The 17,339-nt window shown below is 73.3% G+C and carries 17 protein-coding genes; 3 read left to right on the forward strand and 14 right to left on the reverse strand.

The window, feature by feature from the left end; genetic code table 11:
* From KBX43_RS15005 to lysS, 3 genes are all read right to left on the reverse strand, one after another.
* A partial coding sequence (locus tag KBX43_RS15005; RefSeq protein ID WP_210885001.1) for a Clp protease N-terminal domain-containing protein occupies window positions 1–230 on the reverse strand: 230 nt, incomplete at its 3' end.
* A 497-nt stretch (window positions 231–727) separates the two neighbouring features.
* Window positions 728–1,078, reverse strand: a complete 351-nt coding sequence (locus KBX43_RS15010) for an Lsr2 family protein (RefSeq protein ID WP_166457523.1) — start codon at window positions 1,076–1,078, stop codon at window positions 728–730.
* A 122-nt stretch (window positions 1,079–1,200) separates the two neighbouring features.
* Entirely contained in the window at window positions 1,201–2,709 is a 1,509-nt protein-coding gene (gene lysS, locus KBX43_RS15015) for a lysine--tRNA ligase (protein ID WP_043327915.1), read from the reverse strand.
* A 93-nt stretch (window positions 2,710–2,802) separates the two neighbouring features.
* Here lysS and KBX43_RS15020 point away from each other — a divergent pair, with 93 nt between their 5' ends.
* The gene (locus KBX43_RS15020) at window positions 2,803–3,555 is read left to right on the forward strand and encodes a class I SAM-dependent methyltransferase (RefSeq protein WP_210885008.1); all 753 of its coding nucleotides are present in this window, start codon (window positions 2,803–2,805) and stop codon (window positions 3,553–3,555) included.
* Between the two features lie 52 nt (window positions 3,556–3,607).
* On the opposite strand, the gene KBX43_RS15025 is transcribed toward KBX43_RS15020, so the two are convergent.
* The 7 genes from KBX43_RS15025 to KBX43_RS15055 form a co-directional block, all read right to left on the reverse strand.
* On the reverse strand, window positions 3,608–4,366 hold the full coding sequence (locus KBX43_RS15025; RefSeq protein WP_030504826.1) for a type III pantothenate kinase: 759 nt from the start codon (window positions 4,364–4,366) through the stop codon (window positions 3,608–3,610).
* A 9-nt stretch (window positions 4,367–4,375) separates the two neighbouring features.
* Entirely contained in the window at window positions 4,376–5,272 is an 897-nt protein-coding gene (nadC, locus tag KBX43_RS15030) for a carboxylating nicotinate-nucleotide diphosphorylase (protein WP_210885010.1), read from the reverse strand.
* Window positions 5,269–6,960 (reverse strand): L-aspartate oxidase, encoded by a 1,692-nt coding sequence (locus KBX43_RS15035; RefSeq protein ID WP_043327912.1) that lies wholly within the window; start codon window positions 6,958–6,960, stop codon window positions 5,269–5,271. The genes nadC and KBX43_RS15035 overlap by 4 nt, the downstream gene beginning before the upstream one ends.
* 61 nt (window positions 6,961–7,021) lie before the next feature.
* Window positions 7,022–7,915 (reverse strand): septum formation family protein, encoded by an 894-nt coding sequence (locus tag KBX43_RS15040; RefSeq protein WP_210885012.1) that lies wholly within the window; start codon window positions 7,913–7,915, stop codon window positions 7,022–7,024.
* 170 nt (window positions 7,916–8,085) lie between these two features.
* Window positions 8,086–8,514, reverse strand: a complete 429-nt coding sequence (gene panD, locus KBX43_RS15045) for an aspartate 1-decarboxylase (RefSeq protein ID WP_064446774.1) — start codon at window positions 8,512–8,514, stop codon at window positions 8,086–8,088.
* A 29-nt stretch (window positions 8,515–8,543) separates the two neighbouring features.
* Entirely contained in the window at window positions 8,544–9,386 is an 843-nt protein-coding gene (gene panC / locus KBX43_RS15050) for a pantoate--beta-alanine ligase (protein WP_210885014.1), read from the reverse strand.
* Window positions 9,386–10,315 (reverse strand): Rossmann-like and DUF2520 domain-containing protein, encoded by a 930-nt coding sequence (locus tag KBX43_RS15055; RefSeq protein WP_210885016.1) that lies wholly within the window; start codon window positions 10,313–10,315, stop codon window positions 9,386–9,388. The genes panC and KBX43_RS15055 overlap by 1 nt, the downstream gene beginning before the upstream one ends.
* 192 nt (window positions 10,316–10,507) lie before the next feature.
* Between KBX43_RS15055 and KBX43_RS15060 the strand changes: the two genes are divergently transcribed.
* Window positions 10,508–11,575, forward strand: coding sequence for an SAM-dependent methyltransferase (locus KBX43_RS15060; protein ID WP_210885122.1), 1,068 nt, complete (start codon window positions 10,508–10,510; stop codon window positions 11,573–11,575).
* Window positions 11,572–12,741 carry an NADH-quinone oxidoreductase subunit D gene (locus KBX43_RS15065; protein ID WP_176722867.1) on the forward strand — a complete coding sequence of 390 codons (1,170 nt, stop codon included), beginning with the start codon at window positions 11,572–11,574 and terminating at the stop codon, window positions 12,739–12,741. The genes KBX43_RS15060 and KBX43_RS15065 overlap by 4 nt, the downstream gene beginning before the upstream one ends.
* Window positions 12,742–12,751: 10 nt before the next feature.
* On the opposite strand, the gene KBX43_RS15070 is transcribed toward KBX43_RS15065, so the two are convergent.
* From KBX43_RS15070 to KBX43_RS15085, 4 genes are all read right to left on the reverse strand, one after another.
* A complete protein-coding gene (locus KBX43_RS15070; RefSeq protein WP_210885018.1) occupies window positions 12,752–14,638 on the reverse strand; it encodes a hypothetical protein in 1,887 nt (628 codons plus the stop codon).
* Window positions 14,639–14,771: 133 nt separating this feature from the next.
* Window positions 14,772–15,776: a glycine betaine ABC transporter substrate-binding protein gene (locus KBX43_RS15075; RefSeq protein ID WP_043327905.1), complete on the reverse strand. Its 1,005-nt coding sequence runs from the start codon at window positions 15,774–15,776 to the stop codon at window positions 14,772–14,774.
* A gap of 152 nt (window positions 15,777–15,928) precedes the next feature.
* Window positions 15,929–16,651, reverse strand: coding sequence for an ABC transporter permease (locus KBX43_RS15080; protein ID WP_051611574.1), 723 nt, complete (start codon window positions 16,649–16,651; stop codon window positions 15,929–15,931).
* On the reverse strand, window positions 16,648–17,337 hold the full coding sequence (locus tag KBX43_RS15085) for an ABC transporter permease (RefSeq protein ID WP_064446778.1): 690 nt from the start codon (window positions 17,335–17,337) through the stop codon (window positions 16,648–16,650). The genes KBX43_RS15080 and KBX43_RS15085 overlap by 4 nt, the downstream gene beginning before the upstream one ends.
* Window positions 17,338–17,339: the final 2 nt, after the last annotated feature.

Below are 17,339 nucleotides of genomic sequence, written 5' to 3' on the forward strand. Positions count from 1 at the left end.
TGCCCGCTCGGCGCCTGCTGGCCCTGGCCGATGATCTCCTCGACCTGCTGACGCACACCCTCCAGCGAAATACCCAGACTCTCCAGAGCCTTCGCCGCGACACCCTCACCCTCATGGATCAGGCCCAGCAGGATGTGCTCCGTACCGATGTAGTTGTGGTTGAGCATCCGGGCCTCTTCCTGGGCCAGGACGACAACCCGTCGCGCTCGGTCGGTGAACCGCTCGAACATGCCCTCGTGCTCCTCACGTGCCGTGCGCCTTGATGGTCAGATCTCGGCGGGGCCGGTGCGCGGACGTCCGGGACGGGCGTCCGTGCCTCCTTACTCTATCGCCGCGGACCGTCTCCGCTGAGGTCGTGTGGCCCCGCGAATGCTCGTTCCGACGTCGTTTCAGACAACCGTCCACGCTCAGGAGGTGTTCCGGGACCCCTGCCTGTACGCGCAGAGCGAAATTCGACCGGCGGCAGAGGGCCGGCCGAGCAGACCTGGGCGGCGTCACACACCCGCCGCGCTTGTCCACAACCTGTGGACGGAATCTCCACCGCCTGTGGACAACTTCCCCGGGGGGAGATTTCTTCCCACCCCACCCCGCCTCGCGGCCAGGCGGATCGGACATCCGCCACTCGGCGGGACGCCGGCCGCGAGCGTGACAACGGGGGCGGAAACGGCGACGCCGGGCCGGAGTCGCACTCCGGCCCGGCGTCGCGTCGCCCGTGACGAAGGTGGGGTCAGTGCCCCGCCTTCGCGTGGTACTCGTCCACGATCTCCTGCGGGATCCGGCCCCGGTCGGAGATGTCCTTGCCGGCCTTCTTGGCCCACTCGCGGATGGCCCGGTTCTGCTCGCGGTCGGCGGTCGCGCCGCCCCGGCCCCGAGCGGCCCGGCCACCCACGACCACACCCCCGCGACCGACCTTCGTTCCGTTCGCGATGTACGGCGCGAATACGTCACGCAATTTCTCCGCGTTGGATGCGGAGAGGTCGATCTCGTACTGCACGCCGTCGAGCGCGAACTTGACGGTCTCGTCAGCGTCCCCGCCGTCCAGGTCATCGACCAGCTTGTGAATGATCTGCTTGGCCACGTCCCACATTCCTTTCGAGCAGGGTGCTGCTCCTGCAATACTCGCAAGAGCACAATAACCCGTCCGGCGCTTGTTCCGTCAATAGGACGGGGTAACGAGCCGGAGAAGCTTTGCGGGAGCGCCTACTCCGGCCGGACCAACGGGAACAGGATCGTTTCCCGAATTCCCAGCCCGGTCAGCGCCATCAGCAGGCGGTCGATTCCCATTCCCATGCCACCGGACGGCGGCATTCCATACTCCATCGCTCGGAGAAAATCCTCGTCCAGCCGCATCGCCTCGTCGTCGCCGCGCGCCGCGAGCTGCGCCTGGGCGACCAGCCGATCCCGCTGCACGACCGGGTCGACCAGCTCCGAGTACGCGGTACCCAGCTCGAATCCCAGCACGTACAGGTCCCACTTCTCGGCCAGGCCCGGCTCACTGCGGTGGGCCCGGGTCAGCGGGCTGGTCTCCTCCGGGTAGTCGCGGACGAACGTGGGCGCCTGAAGCGACGGCACCACGAGTTCCTCGAACAACTCCTCGGCCAGCTTGCCCGGTCCCCACTTCGGGTCTACGGAGAGACCGACCTTGTCCGCGTACTCGACCAGCCGTGCCCTTTCGGTGCGGACGGTGACCTCCTCACCGAGCGCTTCGGAAAGGACACCGAACAGTGTCACCGAGCGCCACTCGCCGCCCAGATCGAACTCACGCCCGTCGGCGTGGGTCACCACGGTCGATCCGGCGACCGCGATCGCGGCCTGCTGTACGAGATTTCGGGTCAGCTCGGCCATCGTGTCGTAGTCGCCGTACGCCTGGTACGCCTCCAGCATCGCGAACTCCGGCGAGTGCGAAGAGTCGATGCCCTCATTACGGAAGTTACGGTTGATCTCGAAGACGCGGTCGACGCCACCGACCACCGCGCGCTTGAGAAACAGTTCCGGCGCGATTCGCAGATACAGATCCGTGTCGAGCGCATTGCTGTGGGTCACGAATGGGCGGGCCGCCGCGCCACCGTGCAGCAGTTGCAGCATCGGGGTCTCGACCTCGATGAAGTCCTGCCCGTGCAGCGTGTCCCGCAGGCTGCGGACGGCGGTGGCCCGGGTGCGGACCATCTGCCGGGCCTGCGGGCGGACCACCAGGTCCACGTAGCGCTGGCGGACCCGGGACTCCTCGCTCAGCGGCTTGTGCGCCACCGGCAGCGGGCGCAGCGCCTTGGCGGTCACCGCCCATTCCTCGGCCAGCACGGACAGCTCGCCGCGCCGGCTGGTGATCACCTCGCCGGTCACGCCGACGTGGTCGCCGAGGTCGACCAGGCGCTTCCAGTCCGCCAGCCGCTCCGGCCCGACCCGGTCCAGCGAGAGCATCGCCTGGAGTTCGGTGCCGTCACCGTCGCGAAGGGTCGCGAAGCAGAGCTTGCCGGTGTTGCGAATGAAGATCACCCGGCCGGTGACCGAGGCGCGGTCGCCGGTGGCGGTGTCGGTGGGCAGGTCGGCGTAGCGCTCGCGCAGCTGCGCGAGCGTCGTGGTGCGCGGGAAGCCCACCGGGTACGGCTCGGTGCCCTCGGCGAGCATCCGGTCCCGCTTCTCCCGGCGGACCTTCATCTGCTCGGGAAGGTCGTCGGCGGGGTCTGCTGGCAGGGCGTTCTGCTCGGTCACGGCACGCTTCCTCAGGCCTTGGGAACATCGGCGGGGTCAGCACATGAGCGTACTCAAGCGGCCTGGCGGCCGTTACGGGATAACCTGCCCGTCATGACCGACCCCACTGCGGCGCTCTCGTTCGGCGCCGCCGCGGCCGAGTACGACCGGTTCCGTCCCCGTTATCCCCGGGCCGCGTTGCGCTGGGCACTGGACGGGCTGCACGACGCCCGGGTGGTCGACCTCGGCGCGGGCACCGGCATCCTCATCCGGGGACTGCTGGCGCTCACCGCGGACGGGACGGTGGCTCAAGTCGTACCCGTGGAGCCGGATCCGGGGATGCGGGCGCAACTGGCCGCCGCCACGCCGGGCACGACGGCGCTCGCGGGCAGCGCCGAGGCCGTGCCGCTGCCGGACGGGTCGGCGGACGCGGTGCTGGTCGGGCAGGCCTACCACTGGTTCGACAGGGAGCGGGCGCACGCCGAGGCCGCGCGCGTCCTGCGCCCGAGCGGCACGTTCGCGCCGGTCTGGAACATCCGGGACGAGCGGGTCGGGTGGGTGGCGGAGCTGACCCGGATCGCGCACCTCGGGGACAACGCGGGCGACGTGACGCAGCGGTACGCGGACTTCGGCGCCGCCTTCACCGCTGTCGAGATCGGCGAGTTCGCCCACGCGACCACGCTGACGCCGGACGAGGTGGTGAGCATGCTGCACACCCGCTCGTTCTGGCTGACCGCCGACGCGGACGAGCGGCGACGGGTGGACGCGGAGCTGGCGGAGCTGTTCGCCACCCACCCCGACCTGGCCGGCCGGGAGACGGTCGAGCTGCCCTACCGCACGATGGTGCTCCGGGCCCGGCGGCGTTAAAAAGGGGCCCCTCCTCTACCGGAGGCGTTAACAGGGGGCCCTTCCTTGCACCTCAGGTGTTGCGGTCGTAGACCATCCGCAGGCCGATCAGCGTGATCATCGGCTCGTGGTGAGTGATGGTGTGGCACTCGCCGAGCACCAGCGACGCCAGGCCGCCGGTGGCGATGACCGCCTTGACCCCGCCCAGCTCCTCGGACATCCGCTCGACGATGCGGTCCACCTGACCGGCGAAGCCGAAGTAGAGCCCGGCCTGGAGACACTCGACCGTGTTCTTGCCGATCACCGAGCGCGGGCGGGTCGCCTCCACCTTGCGCAACTGCGCCGCGCGGGCGGCCAGCGCGTCGAAGGAGATCTCGATGCCCGGCGCGAACGCCCCGCCGAGGAACTCACCCCGGCTGCTGATCACGTCGAAGTTGGTGGTGGTGCCGAAGTCCACCACGATCGACGGCCCGCCGTAGAGCGTGTACGCGGCAAGCGTGTTCACCACGCGGTCCGCGCCCACCTCCTTCGGGTTGTCGATGGCGAGCTGGACGCCGGTGCGGACGCCGGGCTCGACGATCACGCTGGGCAGGTCGGCGTAGTACCTGTCGAGCATGGTGCGCAACGAGCGCAGCGCGGCCGGCACTGTCGAGCAGGCGGCCACCCCGGTGATCTCCACAGCGTCACCGGCGAGCAGCCCGCGGAACATCAGCCCCAGTTCGTCCGCGGTGGAGCGGGCGTCGGTCTTGATGCGCCACGAGTGCACCAGCTTGTCGCCGTCGAAGGTCGCCAGCACGGTGTTCGTGTTTCCGATGTCGATGCAGAGCAGCACAGCGGCAGCCTAGACGTCGCGCAGGTCGAGGGCGATGTCCAGGATCGGCGAGGAGTGGGTGAGCGCGCCGACGGAGAGGAAGTCGACGCCGGTCGCGCCGTACTCGGCGGCCATCGGCAGCGTCAGCCCGCCGGTGGCCTCCAGCTCCGCCCGGTCGCCCACCGACGCCACCACCTCGCGCAGCTGTGCCGGGGTCATGTTGTCCAGCAGCAGGAACTTCGCGCCCGCCTCGACCGCCTCCACCGCCTCGGCCGGCGTGTCCACCTCGACCTGCACCGGGACGTCGGGGAACGCCTCCCGGACCCGGCGGAACGCGGCGCTGATCCCGCCCGCGGCGACCTTGTGGTTGTCCTTGATCATGGCGACGTCGTGCAGGCCCATCCGCTTGTTGGTGCCGCCGCCGGCCCGGACCGCGTACTTCTCCAGCGCCCGCAGGCCCGGCGTGGTCTTGCGGGTGTCCAGCACCGTCGCCTTCGTACCGGCCAGCTCGTCGGCCCAGGCCCGGGTGTGCGTCGCCACGCCGGACATGCGGGACAGCAGGTTCAGCGCCGTCCGCTCGGCGGTCAGCAGCAGCCGGGTCGGGCCGGTCACAGTGGCCAGCACGTCGCCGCGCGCCACCCGCTGCCCGTCGTGGGCCACCAGCTCGACCTCGACCGTACGCCCGGCGCCGGTCACGTCGGCGACCAGCTCGAACACGGCGGCGGCCACCGGCAGCCCGGCCACCACGCCGTCGGCGCGCGCCACCAGATCGGCCGTGTCCTGCTGCTCGTCCGGGATGGTGGCGACGCTCGTGACGTCGAGGAAGTCGGGCCCGAGGTCCTCGTGCAGCGTGTCCAGGATGATCCGCCGGACCCGCTCCGGGTCCAGGCCACCGTCGCGCAGCGCCTGCTCCGTCGACTCCCTCATGAGTGCTTCTCCTCCCAGCGCTCGGCCACCCGGCCGTCCGTACCCACCTCGGCCACCAGGTGGCCCAGCCACCGCTCGTCGGCCGTCGGGAAGTCCTCCCGCCAGTGACAGCCCCGCGTCTCCTGCCGGGCGTACGCGGCCGCGACCAGCGTCGACGCCACGGTGAGCAGGTTCGTCGCCTCCCAGTCGGCGGTACGCGGCACGCCCCGCCCCGCGCCCAGCCCGGTGAGCGCGGCGGCGGTGGCCTCCAGCGTCCGCGCCGACCGGAGCACGCCCGCGCCCCGCGTCATCGCCCGTTGCAGTTCCGCCGTGCCGGACGCCGGCACCAGCGCGCCCGGGCCGCCGATCCAGGCGCCGGTCTCCGCCGGGCGGGCCTGCTCGGGCAGCCCGGCGGCGATGTCCTCGGCGATCCGGCGGGAGAAGACCAGCCCTTCCAGCAGCGAGTTGCTGGCCAGCCGGTTCGCGCCGTGCACGCCGGTGCAGGCGACCTCGCCGCAGGCGTACAGGCCGGGGATTGAGGTACGGCCGCGCAGGTCGGTCCGGACGCCGCCGGAGGCGTAGTGGGCGGCCGGCGCGACCGGGATCAGGTCGGTCGCCGGGTCCACGCCGATGGCCAGGCACGACGCGACGATGGTGGGGAACCGCCGGGCCAGGAAGTCACCGCCGAGGTGCCGGGCGTCCAGGAACACGTGGTCCGCGCCGGACGCGAGCAGCACCCGGTGGATGCCCTTGGCGACCACGTCCCGGGGCGCCAGCTCGGCCAGTTCGTGCTGGCCCACCATGAACCGCTTGCCGTCGCCGTCGACCAGGTGCGCGCCCTCGCCGCGCAGCGCCTCGGAGACCAGCGGCTGCTGGGCCAGCCCCGCGCCCGGCCCGCCGGGCGGCACGATCAACGCGGTCGGGTGGAACTGCACGAACTCCACGTCGGTGACGGCCGCGCCGGCGCGCAGCGCCAGCGCCACCCCGTCGCCGGTGGAGACCGCCGGGTTGGTGGTGGCGGCGAAGATCTGCCCCATCCCGCCGGTGGCCAGCACCACCGCGCGGCCGAGGATCGCGCCGACGCCGTCCTCGCTGCCCTCGCCGAGCACGTGCAGCGTGATGCCGCAGGCCGGGCCGAGCCCGCCCGGCCCGTCGCCGGGGGCGCGCAGCAGGTCCAGCACCAGCGCGTGCTCGACCAGCCGGATCCACGGGTCGCGGCGTACCGCGTCGTGCAGCGCCCGCTGCACCTCCGCGCCGGTGGCGTCACCGCCGGCGTGCACGATCCGGTCGGCGCGGTGGCCGCCCTCCCGGGTCAGCATCAGCGAACCGTCCGCGTTGCGGTCGAACTCCGCCCCGATCCGCATCAGCTCACGCAGCCGGGTCGGGCCCTCGGCCACGAGCGCGCGGACCGCAGCCGGGTCGCAGAGGCCGACGCCGGCCACCTCGGTGTCGTACGCGTGCGCGTCCGGCGTGTCCGCCGGGTCCAGTACGGCGGCGATGCCGCCCTGCGCCCAGCGCGTCGAACCCTCGTCCATGTCGACCTTGGTGACCACCGTGACGTGCAGACCCGCCTCGCGCAGGTGCAGCGCGGCGGTCAGCCCGGCCACGCCGGAGCCGACCACGATCACGTCTGTCGTCTCCACCCACCCGGGGGCGGGCGCGGCGAGCAGCCGGGGCAGCGTCGGCAGGTCGACGGTGGGTAGGTCCATGAGCACAGTCAACCCGAAGCGAACTCGGCTCGGGCGCGGGGGGCGTGACGAGTGCCCTCGGCTACCTCGTCCGGCGCGGCAGGGCAGCCGGTCCGGCGCCCTTGAGCGAGGTGGTCACCGTACGGTCGCTGAGCCACAGGTAGCAGCGCACGCCCCGGTCGCCGACCGCCCAGCGACCGGCGGCGGGCGGGCGGACCACCACGTCGCTGCGGTAGCGCAGGAACGCGTCGGCGGGCACCCCGGTGTAGCGGGCGATCACGGCGAAGCAGCCGTCGTAGAGGGGAACCCAGTCCTCCGGTTTCTTCGGGTACGGGCGGTCCGGCGCGGCCCACACGCCGACGAACTCGGCGTCGTGCGCGACAGCGCAGTCGACCGGGGTGAGCCGCTGCACCCGGCCCGCCTCCCGGGTGGTGCGCTGGCAGCCCAGCCGCAGCGGGGAGGGCGGCTTGAGCGCGTCGCGCAGGCTGCCGGTACGGGTGACCACGGTGGCCGCCGCCTCGACCGTGGTCAGCTCGGTCAGGTCGCACCGGTACCAGCGGGAGCCGGCCGTCCAGCCGAGGGCGGTCGGCACCGCCACCGCCAGCCGGAGGCGTCCGGCGCGCCAGTCGTCACCCACGTACCCGCTGGCCCGTTTGTCGCAGTCGGCGAACGCGGTACGCATCTCCGGTGAGGCGAGCGCCGGCGGGGCGGGCCGGTCGGCGGTGAACGCCCCGACGTGCACGGTCTCCACCCGGTGCGGCAGTTCGCAGCCGACCGGCGCGTACGCGGACAGGCCGACGCTCGCGGTGAAGTCGGCGACCTGGCAGACCTCTGCGGCCGGGGTGAACGGCCCGGGTGCGGCCATCGCAGGCCAGTCGTCGGCGAGGTCGCCGTCCAGGCCGCCGGTGCCGGCGCAGCCGGTCAGAGCGGCGCTCGCGACCATCGCGGCGACCAGGAAGCTCATCGCACGGCGCATCGCGGCCTCCCCCAGCCGACGACCGTCGATCCCCGACGGTCCGCCCAGGGTAGCCGAAAATGACCTTCCGGTGACAGACCGCGTTCCCCGCCCTTGCGCCCCGCCGATCTTGCACTAACCGCCTCGACAAACCGCCCGAAAGGGGTGGCGGAGGGGCCGCGACTGCAAGATCAACGGGGAGAGGCGGCGAGGGGGTTGGGGACGGGGGCGCCTGCGGTGCCGGGGGCGGCCGTGGCCGGGTCGGCGGTCAGGTCCACGACCCTGTTGTCGGCGTCGACGTGGACCACCTTCGGGCGGTACGTGCGGGCCTCGGCGTCGTCCATCTGACCGTACGAGATGAGGATGACCAGGTCACCGGGGTGCACCAGGTGCGCGGCGGCGCCGTTGATGCCGATCACGCCGCTGCCCCGCCGCCCCGGGATCACGTACGTCTCCAGCCGCGCGCCGTTCGTGATGTCCACGATCGCCACCTGCTCGCCGGGGAGCAGGTCCGCCGCGTCGAGCAGATCCTCGTCCACAGTCACCGAGCCGACGTAGTGCAGGTCGGCCTGGGTCACGGTGGCGCGATGGATCTTCGACTTGAGCATGGTCCGGAACATCGGGGTGCCTTTCCGCATTCGTGGTGGGGTCAGGGACGCGGCGCGAGGTGGATCGCCGTGTTGTCGATCAGGCGGGTGGCGCCGACCCAGGCCGCGATCAGCAGCCGGGCCGGCCCGTCGACCGGGCCGGGTTCCAGCTCGGTGTCGGTGAGCACCAGGTAGTCGAGGCGGGCGGCCGGGTTGTCGAAGGCCCGGTGGGCGGCCGCGAGCACCGCGCCCGCGTCCTCGCCCCGCTCGGCCGCCGCCGCCCCGGCCCGCAGCGCTACGGACAGGCTCAGCGCCGCCTCCCGCTCCGCCGCCGACAGGTAACGGTTGCGGCTGGACAGGGCCAGGCCGTCCGGCTCGCGTACGGTCGGCACGCCGGCGATCTCGGTCGGCACGTCGAGGTCGCGGACCATCCGGCGCACCAGGGTGAGCTGCTGGTAGTCCTTCTCGCCGAAGAAGGCCAGGTCGGGCTGCGTGAGCTGGAGCAGCTTCATGACCACCGTGAGCACGCCGTGGAAGAAGCCGGGACGGCTCAGACCCTCCAGGTCCTCGCCGAGCGGCCCCGGGTTCAGCCGTACCGTCGGCTGCCCCTCCGGGTACATCTCGGCCACCGGCGGCGCGAACACCGCGTCCACCCCCACCCGGCGGCAGATCTCCAGGTCCGTGTCGAGCGTGCGCGGGTAGCGGTCGAAGTCCTCGTTCGGGCCGAACTGCAGCGGGTTCACGAAGATCGTCACGATGACGTGGTCGGCCCGCTCGCGGGCGGCCCGCAGCAGCATCTCGTGCCCGGCGTGCAGCGCGCCCATGGTCATCACCACGCCGACCGTGCCGGTCATCGCCTCGCGGGCGGCCGCCAGCTCCTTGCGCGTGTGCAGCACCTCGGCCATCAGGCCGCCACCTCGATTCCGTCCAGCACGTCCCGGAGGGCGGCCGCGTCCGCCGGGCGCAGGCGGCCGACCGCGACGGCGCGGTCCGCCGTCCGTCGTGCCAACGCCAGATACGCGGGTACGGATTCCGGCGCGGTCCGCGCCAGCCGGTCCAGATGCCGGCGTACGGTGCCCGCGTCGCCCCGCGACACCGGGCCGGTCAGCGCGTCGTCGCCCAACCGCAGCGCGTTCTCCAGCGCGGCCCGCAGCAGCGGGGCGAGCACCTTCTCCGGCCGCTCCACGCCGGCGTCACGCAGCCGGTCCGACGCCTCGTTGACCAGCGTCACCAGGTGGTTCGCGCCGTGCGCGAGCGCCGCGTGGTAGAGCGGCCGGTCGGTCTCGCCGACCCACTCCGGCACACCGCCCAGGTCGGCCACCAGCCGGGCCGCGAACGCGCGCAGCTCGGCCGGGGCGGTCACGCCGTACGAGATGCCGGGCAGGCGGGACAGGTCGTCCGGCGTACCGGTGAAGGTCATCGCCGGGTGCAGCGCGAGCGGCCGGGCGCCGGCCTCGGCGGCCGGGGCCAGCACGGCCAGCCCGTGCGCGCCGGACGTGTGCGCCACCACCTGGCCGGGGCGCAGCGCGCCGCTCGCGGCCAGGTCGGCGATCACGCCCGCGAGCGCGTCGTCGGGGACGGCGACGATCAGCAGGTCGGTGGCGGCACGCGCCACCTCGGACGCGGAGCGGTGCGGGGTCTCGGGCAGCAGCAGCGCCAGCCGGGCCCCTGTCGCGCCCGAGGCGCCGGACGCGGCGACCACGCGGTGGCCGGCGGCGGCGAGAGCCGCGCCCAGCGTGGCGCCGACCCGGCCGGCGCCGAGCACGCCGACGGCGAGGGTACGCGGGAAGACGAGCGGGGCAGCGGTGGCCCGGTGGCGCAGCGGTGCGCTCATGGCGGCGATCCAGTCCTCGAAGGGGGTACCGGTCGATGGCAAGTATGCGCCCGGGTGACAGACCGGAAACAAGAAGGTGTGAAAACCTTCACCGGCCGCCCGAAGAGGCCGCTGCGGTGGCGGGCAAACCGCACTTTCGGGTACGTCCCGTAGGGTCGGCGGGTGACCACCCCGCTGCGCTGGCGCGACGCGATGGAGCAGGCGTTGTACGGGCCGGACGGGTTCTTCGTCTCCGGCGCCGGCCCAGCCGCGCACTTCCGCACGAGCGTGCACGCCTCACCCGTCTTCGCCGCCTGCCTGCTGCGGCAACTCGAAGCGGTGGACGCGGCGCTGGGCCACCCGGACCGGCTGGACGTGGTGGACGTGGGCGCGGGCCGGGGCGAACTGCTCCGGGCCCTGCTGGCCCGGGCCGCACCCGAGTTGTCCGCCCGGATCCACCCGGTGGCAGTGGAACGAGCCACCCGCCCGCCGGACCTGCCCCCGCAGATCGACTGGCGAACCGACATCCCCGACGGCATCACCGGCCTGCTCCTGGCCACCGAATGGCTGGACAACGTCCCGGTGGACGTGGCGGTCCACACCCAGGCAGGCTGGCGCCTCCTCCTGGTGAACCCGAGAACCGGCGAGGAGACGCTGGGCCCGCCCCCGTCCGCCACCGAAACCACCTGGCTGATCCACTGGTGGCCCCCGGCCCTCCCGCGCAACGCCCCGTTGACCAAGGAGTTTGCGGACGTGGAGAGCTCGGATCAGGACACAAACTCCTTGATCAACGCCGTTGGTGGGGGCGGCAGCAGCGGTGGGCGGGCGGAGATCGGGGTGGGGCGGGACCTCGCCTGGGCGGGGGCCGTCGGGAAGGTGGCGCGGGGGCTGGCGCTTGCGGTGGACTACGGGCACCTGCGGGACTCGCGTCCCCTGGACGGGACGTTGACCGGGTATCGGGGTGGGCGGCAGGTGCCGCCGGTTCCGGACGGGTCGTGCGACGTGACGGCGCACGTCGCCATGGACTCGGTCGCCTCCGCCGGTGAGCGGGTCGCGCGGTGCGCGTACTCCCTGGTCTCTCAGCGGGAGGCGCTGCGGGCGCTCGGGGCCGACGGCGGGCGACCGCCGCTGAGCCTGGCCTCCCGCGACCCGGCCGGCTACCTGCGGGCGCTCGCCGCGGCGTCGGCGGCGGCCGAGCTGACCGACCCGGCCGGGCTCGGCGGGCACCTGTGGCTGCGGCAGCCGGTCGGCGTCGCGCTCGACGCGGTCGTGGCACGATGACGGGCATGACCACGGACGCCGCCGACCTCCGCGAGCTCACAGTCGGCACCGGCGCGGGCGGTGAGCAGCTCGGCACCGACATGGTGCTCAACATCGGGCCGCAGCACCCCTCGACGCACGGCGTGCTGCGGCTGAAGCTGGTGCTCGACGGCGAGCGGGTGGTCGCCGCCGAACCGATCGTCGGCTACATGCACCGGGGAGCGGAGAAGCTCTTCGAGGTACGCGACTACCGGCAGATCATCGTGCTGGCAAACCGGCACGACTGGCTGTCGGCGTTCTCCAACGAGCTGGGCGTGGTACTCGCGGTCGAGCGGCTGATGGGCATGGAGGTGCCGGAACGCGCCACCTGGCTGCGGATGGCGCTGGCCGAGCTGAACCGGGTGCTCAACCACCTGATGTTCCTCGGCTCGTACCCGCTGGAGATCGGCGCGATCACGCCGATGTTCTACGCGTTCCGGGAACGGGAGACCATCCAGGCCGTGATGGAGGAGGTCTCCGGCGGCCGGATCCACTACATGTTCAACCGGGTCGGCGGCCTGAAGGAGGAGGTGCCGTCCGGCTGGACCGGACGCGCCCGCGCCGCCATCGCCGAGGTACGCCGCCGGATGCCCGACCTGGACAACCTGATCCGGCGCAACGACATCTTCCTGGCCCGTACCGTCGGGGTCGGCGTGCTCTCCGCCGCCGACGCCGCCGCGTTCGGCGCGTCCGGGCCGGTCGCCCGCGCCTCCGGGCTCGACCTCGACCTGCGTCGCGACGAGCCGTACCTGGCCTACGACCAGCTCGACGTGCCCGTGGTGACGAAGACCGCCGGGGACTGTCACGCCCGCTTCGAGGTGCTGCTCGACCAGGTGTACGTCTCGCTCGACCTCGCCGAGCAGTGCCTGGACCGGGTGGACCGGATCAGCGGGCCGGTGAACACGCGGCTGCCGAAGGTGCTGAAGGCGCCGGAGGGGCACACGTACGCCTGGACCGAGAACCCGCTCGGCATCAACGGCTACTACCTGGTGTCCCGGGGCGAGAAGACGCCGTGGCGGATGAAGCTGCGCACCGCCTCGTACGCGAACGTGCAGGCGCTGTCGTCGCTGCTGCCCGGCTGCCTGGTGCCCGACCTGATCGCCATTCTCGGCTCGATGTTCTTCGTGGTCGGCGACATCGACAAGTGATCGTGGGCGCTCAGCGCCAGCGGTCGGCGGTGTCCCGCTGCTGGCCGTGGGCGCCGCGCTCCGAGCCTCGCCATTCCGGTTCCGGCTGACGCCACTGCGGTTCCGGCTGACGCCACTCCGGCTCGGCCGGACGCCACTGCGACTCGCCCTGGCGCCACTCCGGTTCGGGTTGACGCCAGTCCGGCTCGGGCTCGCGGCGCTGCGAATCGGCCGGACGCCACTCCGGCTCCGGCGGACGCCACTGCGGTTCCGGCTGACGCCACTGCGGCTCGGGCTCGGGCTCGCGGCGCGCCGATTCGGGCTGACGCCACTCCGGGGGCGGCTGGCGCCACTCCGGCTGGCCGCTGCGCTGGGTCGGCGGCCGCCACTCGTCCGGCACCGGCACCCCGCCGGCCGGCAACGCCGGGTGGCCGTCACCCGGCCCACCCGCGTCCGCCCTGCCGCCGCGCACCGACGCCCATCGGTCCTCGATCCGGTACTCCGTGCCGGCGCTGTCGGCGTGCATCGCGGCCCGTCGCTCCCCGAGGCGGATCTCCCGGCCCGCGTCGTCGTCGCGAACCGCCGCCCAGCGGTTACTCGCACGCAGCTCGGACCAGTGATCGCCGTCCGCCCGGTCCCGGCCTTCCCGCGCGTCCAGGGCCCCGGACGCGCCCGGTTCGCTGTGCCGGACGGCCGGTTCGCTGTGCCGCGCGGCGGGTTCGCTGTGCCGCGCGGCCGGTGGCCAGGCCGGAACGTCGGCCGCGCCGCCCGGCGCCCAGCCGGCCCGGTCGTCGCCCGACCACTGTCGCTGCTCCTGGGCCGCAGCCCGGCCCTGGTCGTCCGACCAACGGCCACCCACGGACCAGCCCTGCTCCCCGCCGACGCCCGCCCACGGATGCTCGGCGCCCGCGCGTCCGGCGTCGGCAGGCGAGTGCCCGTCACCCGGCCCGAAGCCGTCGTCCCGCGCACTTCCGACCCGGCGGCCGTACCCGGAGCGCTCGCCACCCGCCGGAGCACCCCAGCCGCTGTCGTCCGTGCCGGTCCATCCCGCGTCGGCCCGGTCCTCGCGGCCCCGCTCACGCTGCCCCGCGCCCCGGTGATCGGCCGGGTCGCCGCCCCGGGAGCGGTCCTCGTCCGACCAACCGCCGGGGAATCCGCCGTACCGGGAGCCGGTCGGCTCGGTGCCACCGCCGACGATGGTGTGCCGGGTGGTGACGTGCACGGTCTCGGTGTGGTGGACCACGCCCACCGGGCGGGACTCCGGCCGGGCGGTCGGATCGGACACGCGCGCCGACCCGTACACGCCGCTCCCGGGCCGGTCCGGCGGGCGTACCGCCGCCCGCGCCGGCTCGGCGTCGTGGCGGCCCGCCCGCGGCGGTTCGCCGTCGGGCTCGCCGCCGTAGCGGCCACCGGAGTACGCCGGACGAGCCGGTTCGTCCTCGTCGCGACCGGCCGGGTGACCCCGATCCGCCTCGTACGCCCCGGCGGCCGGCACCCGGGCCGCGCCGCTCGGGCGATCCTGGGCGGGCGCGGAGGCCAGTCCCGCGGCGGCCGCATCGAGCCGATGCCGCACCGCCCCGGCCGCCTCCTCCGCCCGGCGTGCCTGGTCCAGCGCCTGGTTGCCGCGTTGAGCGGCGGCCACTATCTCGGCCCGCAGCTCCCGCCGGAGCTGCTCCAGCTCCTCGCGCAACTCCTCGGACGCCGCGCCGCCCGAACCGCCCTCCGGCCGCAGCGCGATGGACAGGCCGATCAGCACGACGGCGAGGATCGCCAGGACCGCGCCGAACCGGAGCGAGCCGTTGCCGTCGGCGATCAGCAGGATGAGCGCGGCCAGCGGCGCCAACCCCACACCGGCCCAGAACAGGACTGTCAGCGGGGTGGGGTTGCGCTTGTCGGCAGGAGCGACCGAGGCGGGCATGGCTGAGCACAGTACCGAGAGTTCCACCTGAGGGGAACGGGTCGGCGTGACTCGATGTGCGGGCCTGCTGAGCAGGCAACCGCCCGGGGTGCGCGGCCGGCCGGCGCGCGTGGCGCCGGCCGGCCGCGGCGCGTCAGCTCGTGGCCAGCGCGGCGTCGGAGGAGAAGACCAGGCCGACGCTCGCGGCGCCGGTCTTCAGCGCGTTCTTGGTCTGCGGGCCGCCCGCGTCCAGCGAACTGAACGAGCCCGCCTTGAAGTCGTAGACCTCGACCAGACCGGCCTGGCACTTCGGCCGCTGCGGGCACTCCGGCGGGCCGGCGAGCACGGTGGCCTGCCCGGAGCACTTCGCGGCCAGCTCGGAGAGCGTGGACACGCCGTACTTGTCGGCGAACGCCTTGGTCACCGCGAACGCGTTCTGGTCCTGCGCCTGGGACGGCTGGCCGAACACCAGGCCGGCCTTGTCGCCCTCGGTCTTCAGCGCGGCGACCGTCTTGTCCAGCTCCGGTGAGGAGACGGGCTGGGCGTCCTTGCCGTTGGCCTTGGTGTTGAGGAACTCCGCCATGGTGGCGGCGTACTCCGGGACGACCTGGATCTGCCCCTTCTCCAGAGCCGGGCCGTACAGCTCCCGGTTGCCGATCGTCTGCACCTTGACCTGGTAGCCCGCCGCCTCCAGCGCGATCTTGTAGAGCTCGGCGATGGTCTGGCTCTCGCTGAAGTTGCCGGCGCCGACGGTGATCTGGCCGCCCGGGCCCTTCTCGATCCCGTCGGTCACGCCGTTGGCGGACGCGAACTCCTTCGCCGCCGCCTGGGGCGTCTTGCGGTCGACGTCGACTGCCCGGTTGAGCTGGATCAGCTTCGGGGTGTCGAGCTTCGCGGAGACCTTGTCCAGCGCGGCGACGAGCTGCGGCGTGGCCGCCTTCGCGTTGATCGCGGGAATGACGTTGTCGGTGTTCTGGAGCTTCTTGTCGTCGGTCAGGACGACGAGCTGGTCGCCCGCCACCGGGGCACAGCCGGCCCCCGAGGCGCCCTGCTCGGGCGCGTCGGTGCCGGACGAGCCGGCGTCGCCGCAGCCGGTGAGGAGAGCGGCCGCGGTGAGTGCGCCGAACGCCCCCGCGACCAGTCGTGTACGCGCACGCATGAGTGCCCGCCTTCCGTGTCCCGGCGCGACCCGTCGGGCCGGCCGCGTGTCCGACGGGCGAACCGGACGGCCACCCGCGACTCCAGCCAATATCCTCCGGACCCGACCGACAAACTCGGAGCGGTTTTCGTCACCCGATCGTCACCGGCGGCTCAACTTCCGGCCGTCGCAGCCGTCGCGCGGCGGTTCGCCCGGCGGCGGACCGGGCGCAGCGGACGTGGCGTGACGAGCCGCTCCACGATCGCGAGCAGCCCCTCGACGAGCAGCGCCAGCCCGGCGACCAGCACCCCGCCGGCGATGATCTGGCCGCCGCCGGCGGCGATGTCGAGCCCGAAGCCGGCCCGGATGATCTGGCCCAGCCCGCCGCCGTTGACGAACGAGGCCAGCGCGGCGGTGGCCACCACCTGCACGGCCGCGGTACGGAAACCGGCCGCCAGGTAGGGCACGGCAAGCGGCAGCTCCACCCGGCGCAGCACCTGCCCGCCGGACAGCCCCATCCCATGTGCCGCGTCCCGCGCCTCCGGGTCGGCCTGCCGCACCCCGGTGTACGCGTTCGCCAGCAGCGGCGGCACCGCGAAGACCGCGAGCGCCACCACCACCGCCGGCCGGCCGAAGCCGAGGAAGGTCAGCGGGAGGATGGTCAGCAGGGCCAGGGTCGGGATCGCCAGCGTGACGTTGGAGACCAGCAGCACCAGCCCGCCGCCCCGGCCGCTGTGCCCGAGCCAGAGGCCGATCGGCCAGGCCACCAGGCATCCGAGCAGCACCGCCAGGGCGGACATGCTCAGGTGCTCGCCGAGGCGGTCCAGCACGCCGCCGGGATTGGTCCAGTTCAGCGGGTCGTTCAGCCAGACGACCGCCTGCTCGACGGGGTTCACCGGGCGGACCTCCCGCGCAGCCACGGGGTGAGCAGGCGGCCCACGCCGGCCAGCACCAGGTCCAGCACCAGCGCCAGCAGCACGCACAGCACCGTGCCGGTCATGATCTGGGCCTTGTAGAAGTTGTTCTGGAAGCCGGCGAAGATGAGCTGGCCGAGCCCGCCCCGGCCGACCACCACACCCACCGTGACCAGCGCGACAGTCGACACCGTCGCCAGCCGTACGCCGGTGAGGACGCCGGGCAGCGCCAGCGGCAGCTCGATCCGGAACAGCCGCCCCCACCGGCCGTACCCCATGCCCTCGGCGGCCTCCCGCACCTCCGGCGGCACCTGGTTCAGCCCGGCCAGCGCGTTGCGCACGATGACCAGCAGCGCGTACAGCGCCACCACGGTGAGCACGGTGATCGCGCCGATGCCCAGGTAGGGCGCGAGGAAGGCGAACAGCGCCAGCGACGGGACGGTGTAGAGCACCCCGGTCAGCGCAAGGATGGAGGCCGACAACGACCGGAACCAGTACGCGAGCACCGCGAGCGGCAGCGCCACCAGCGCGGCGATCACCACGGCCCGGGCGGTCAGCCAGGTGTGCTCACGCAGCGCGGCCAGGATCGTGTCAGAGTTGTCCCGCACGTACTGCCAGGAGAACCACGGATTACCCGGGTCGGCCCGGTAGCTCAGGTGGAGGGACACAG

Origin of the sequence: Micromonospora sp. C41, from assembly GCF_018070485.1 — a bacterium.
Taxonomy (GTDB): Bacteria; Actinomycetota; Actinomycetes; order Mycobacteriales; family Micromonosporaceae; genus Micromonospora; species Micromonospora chalcea.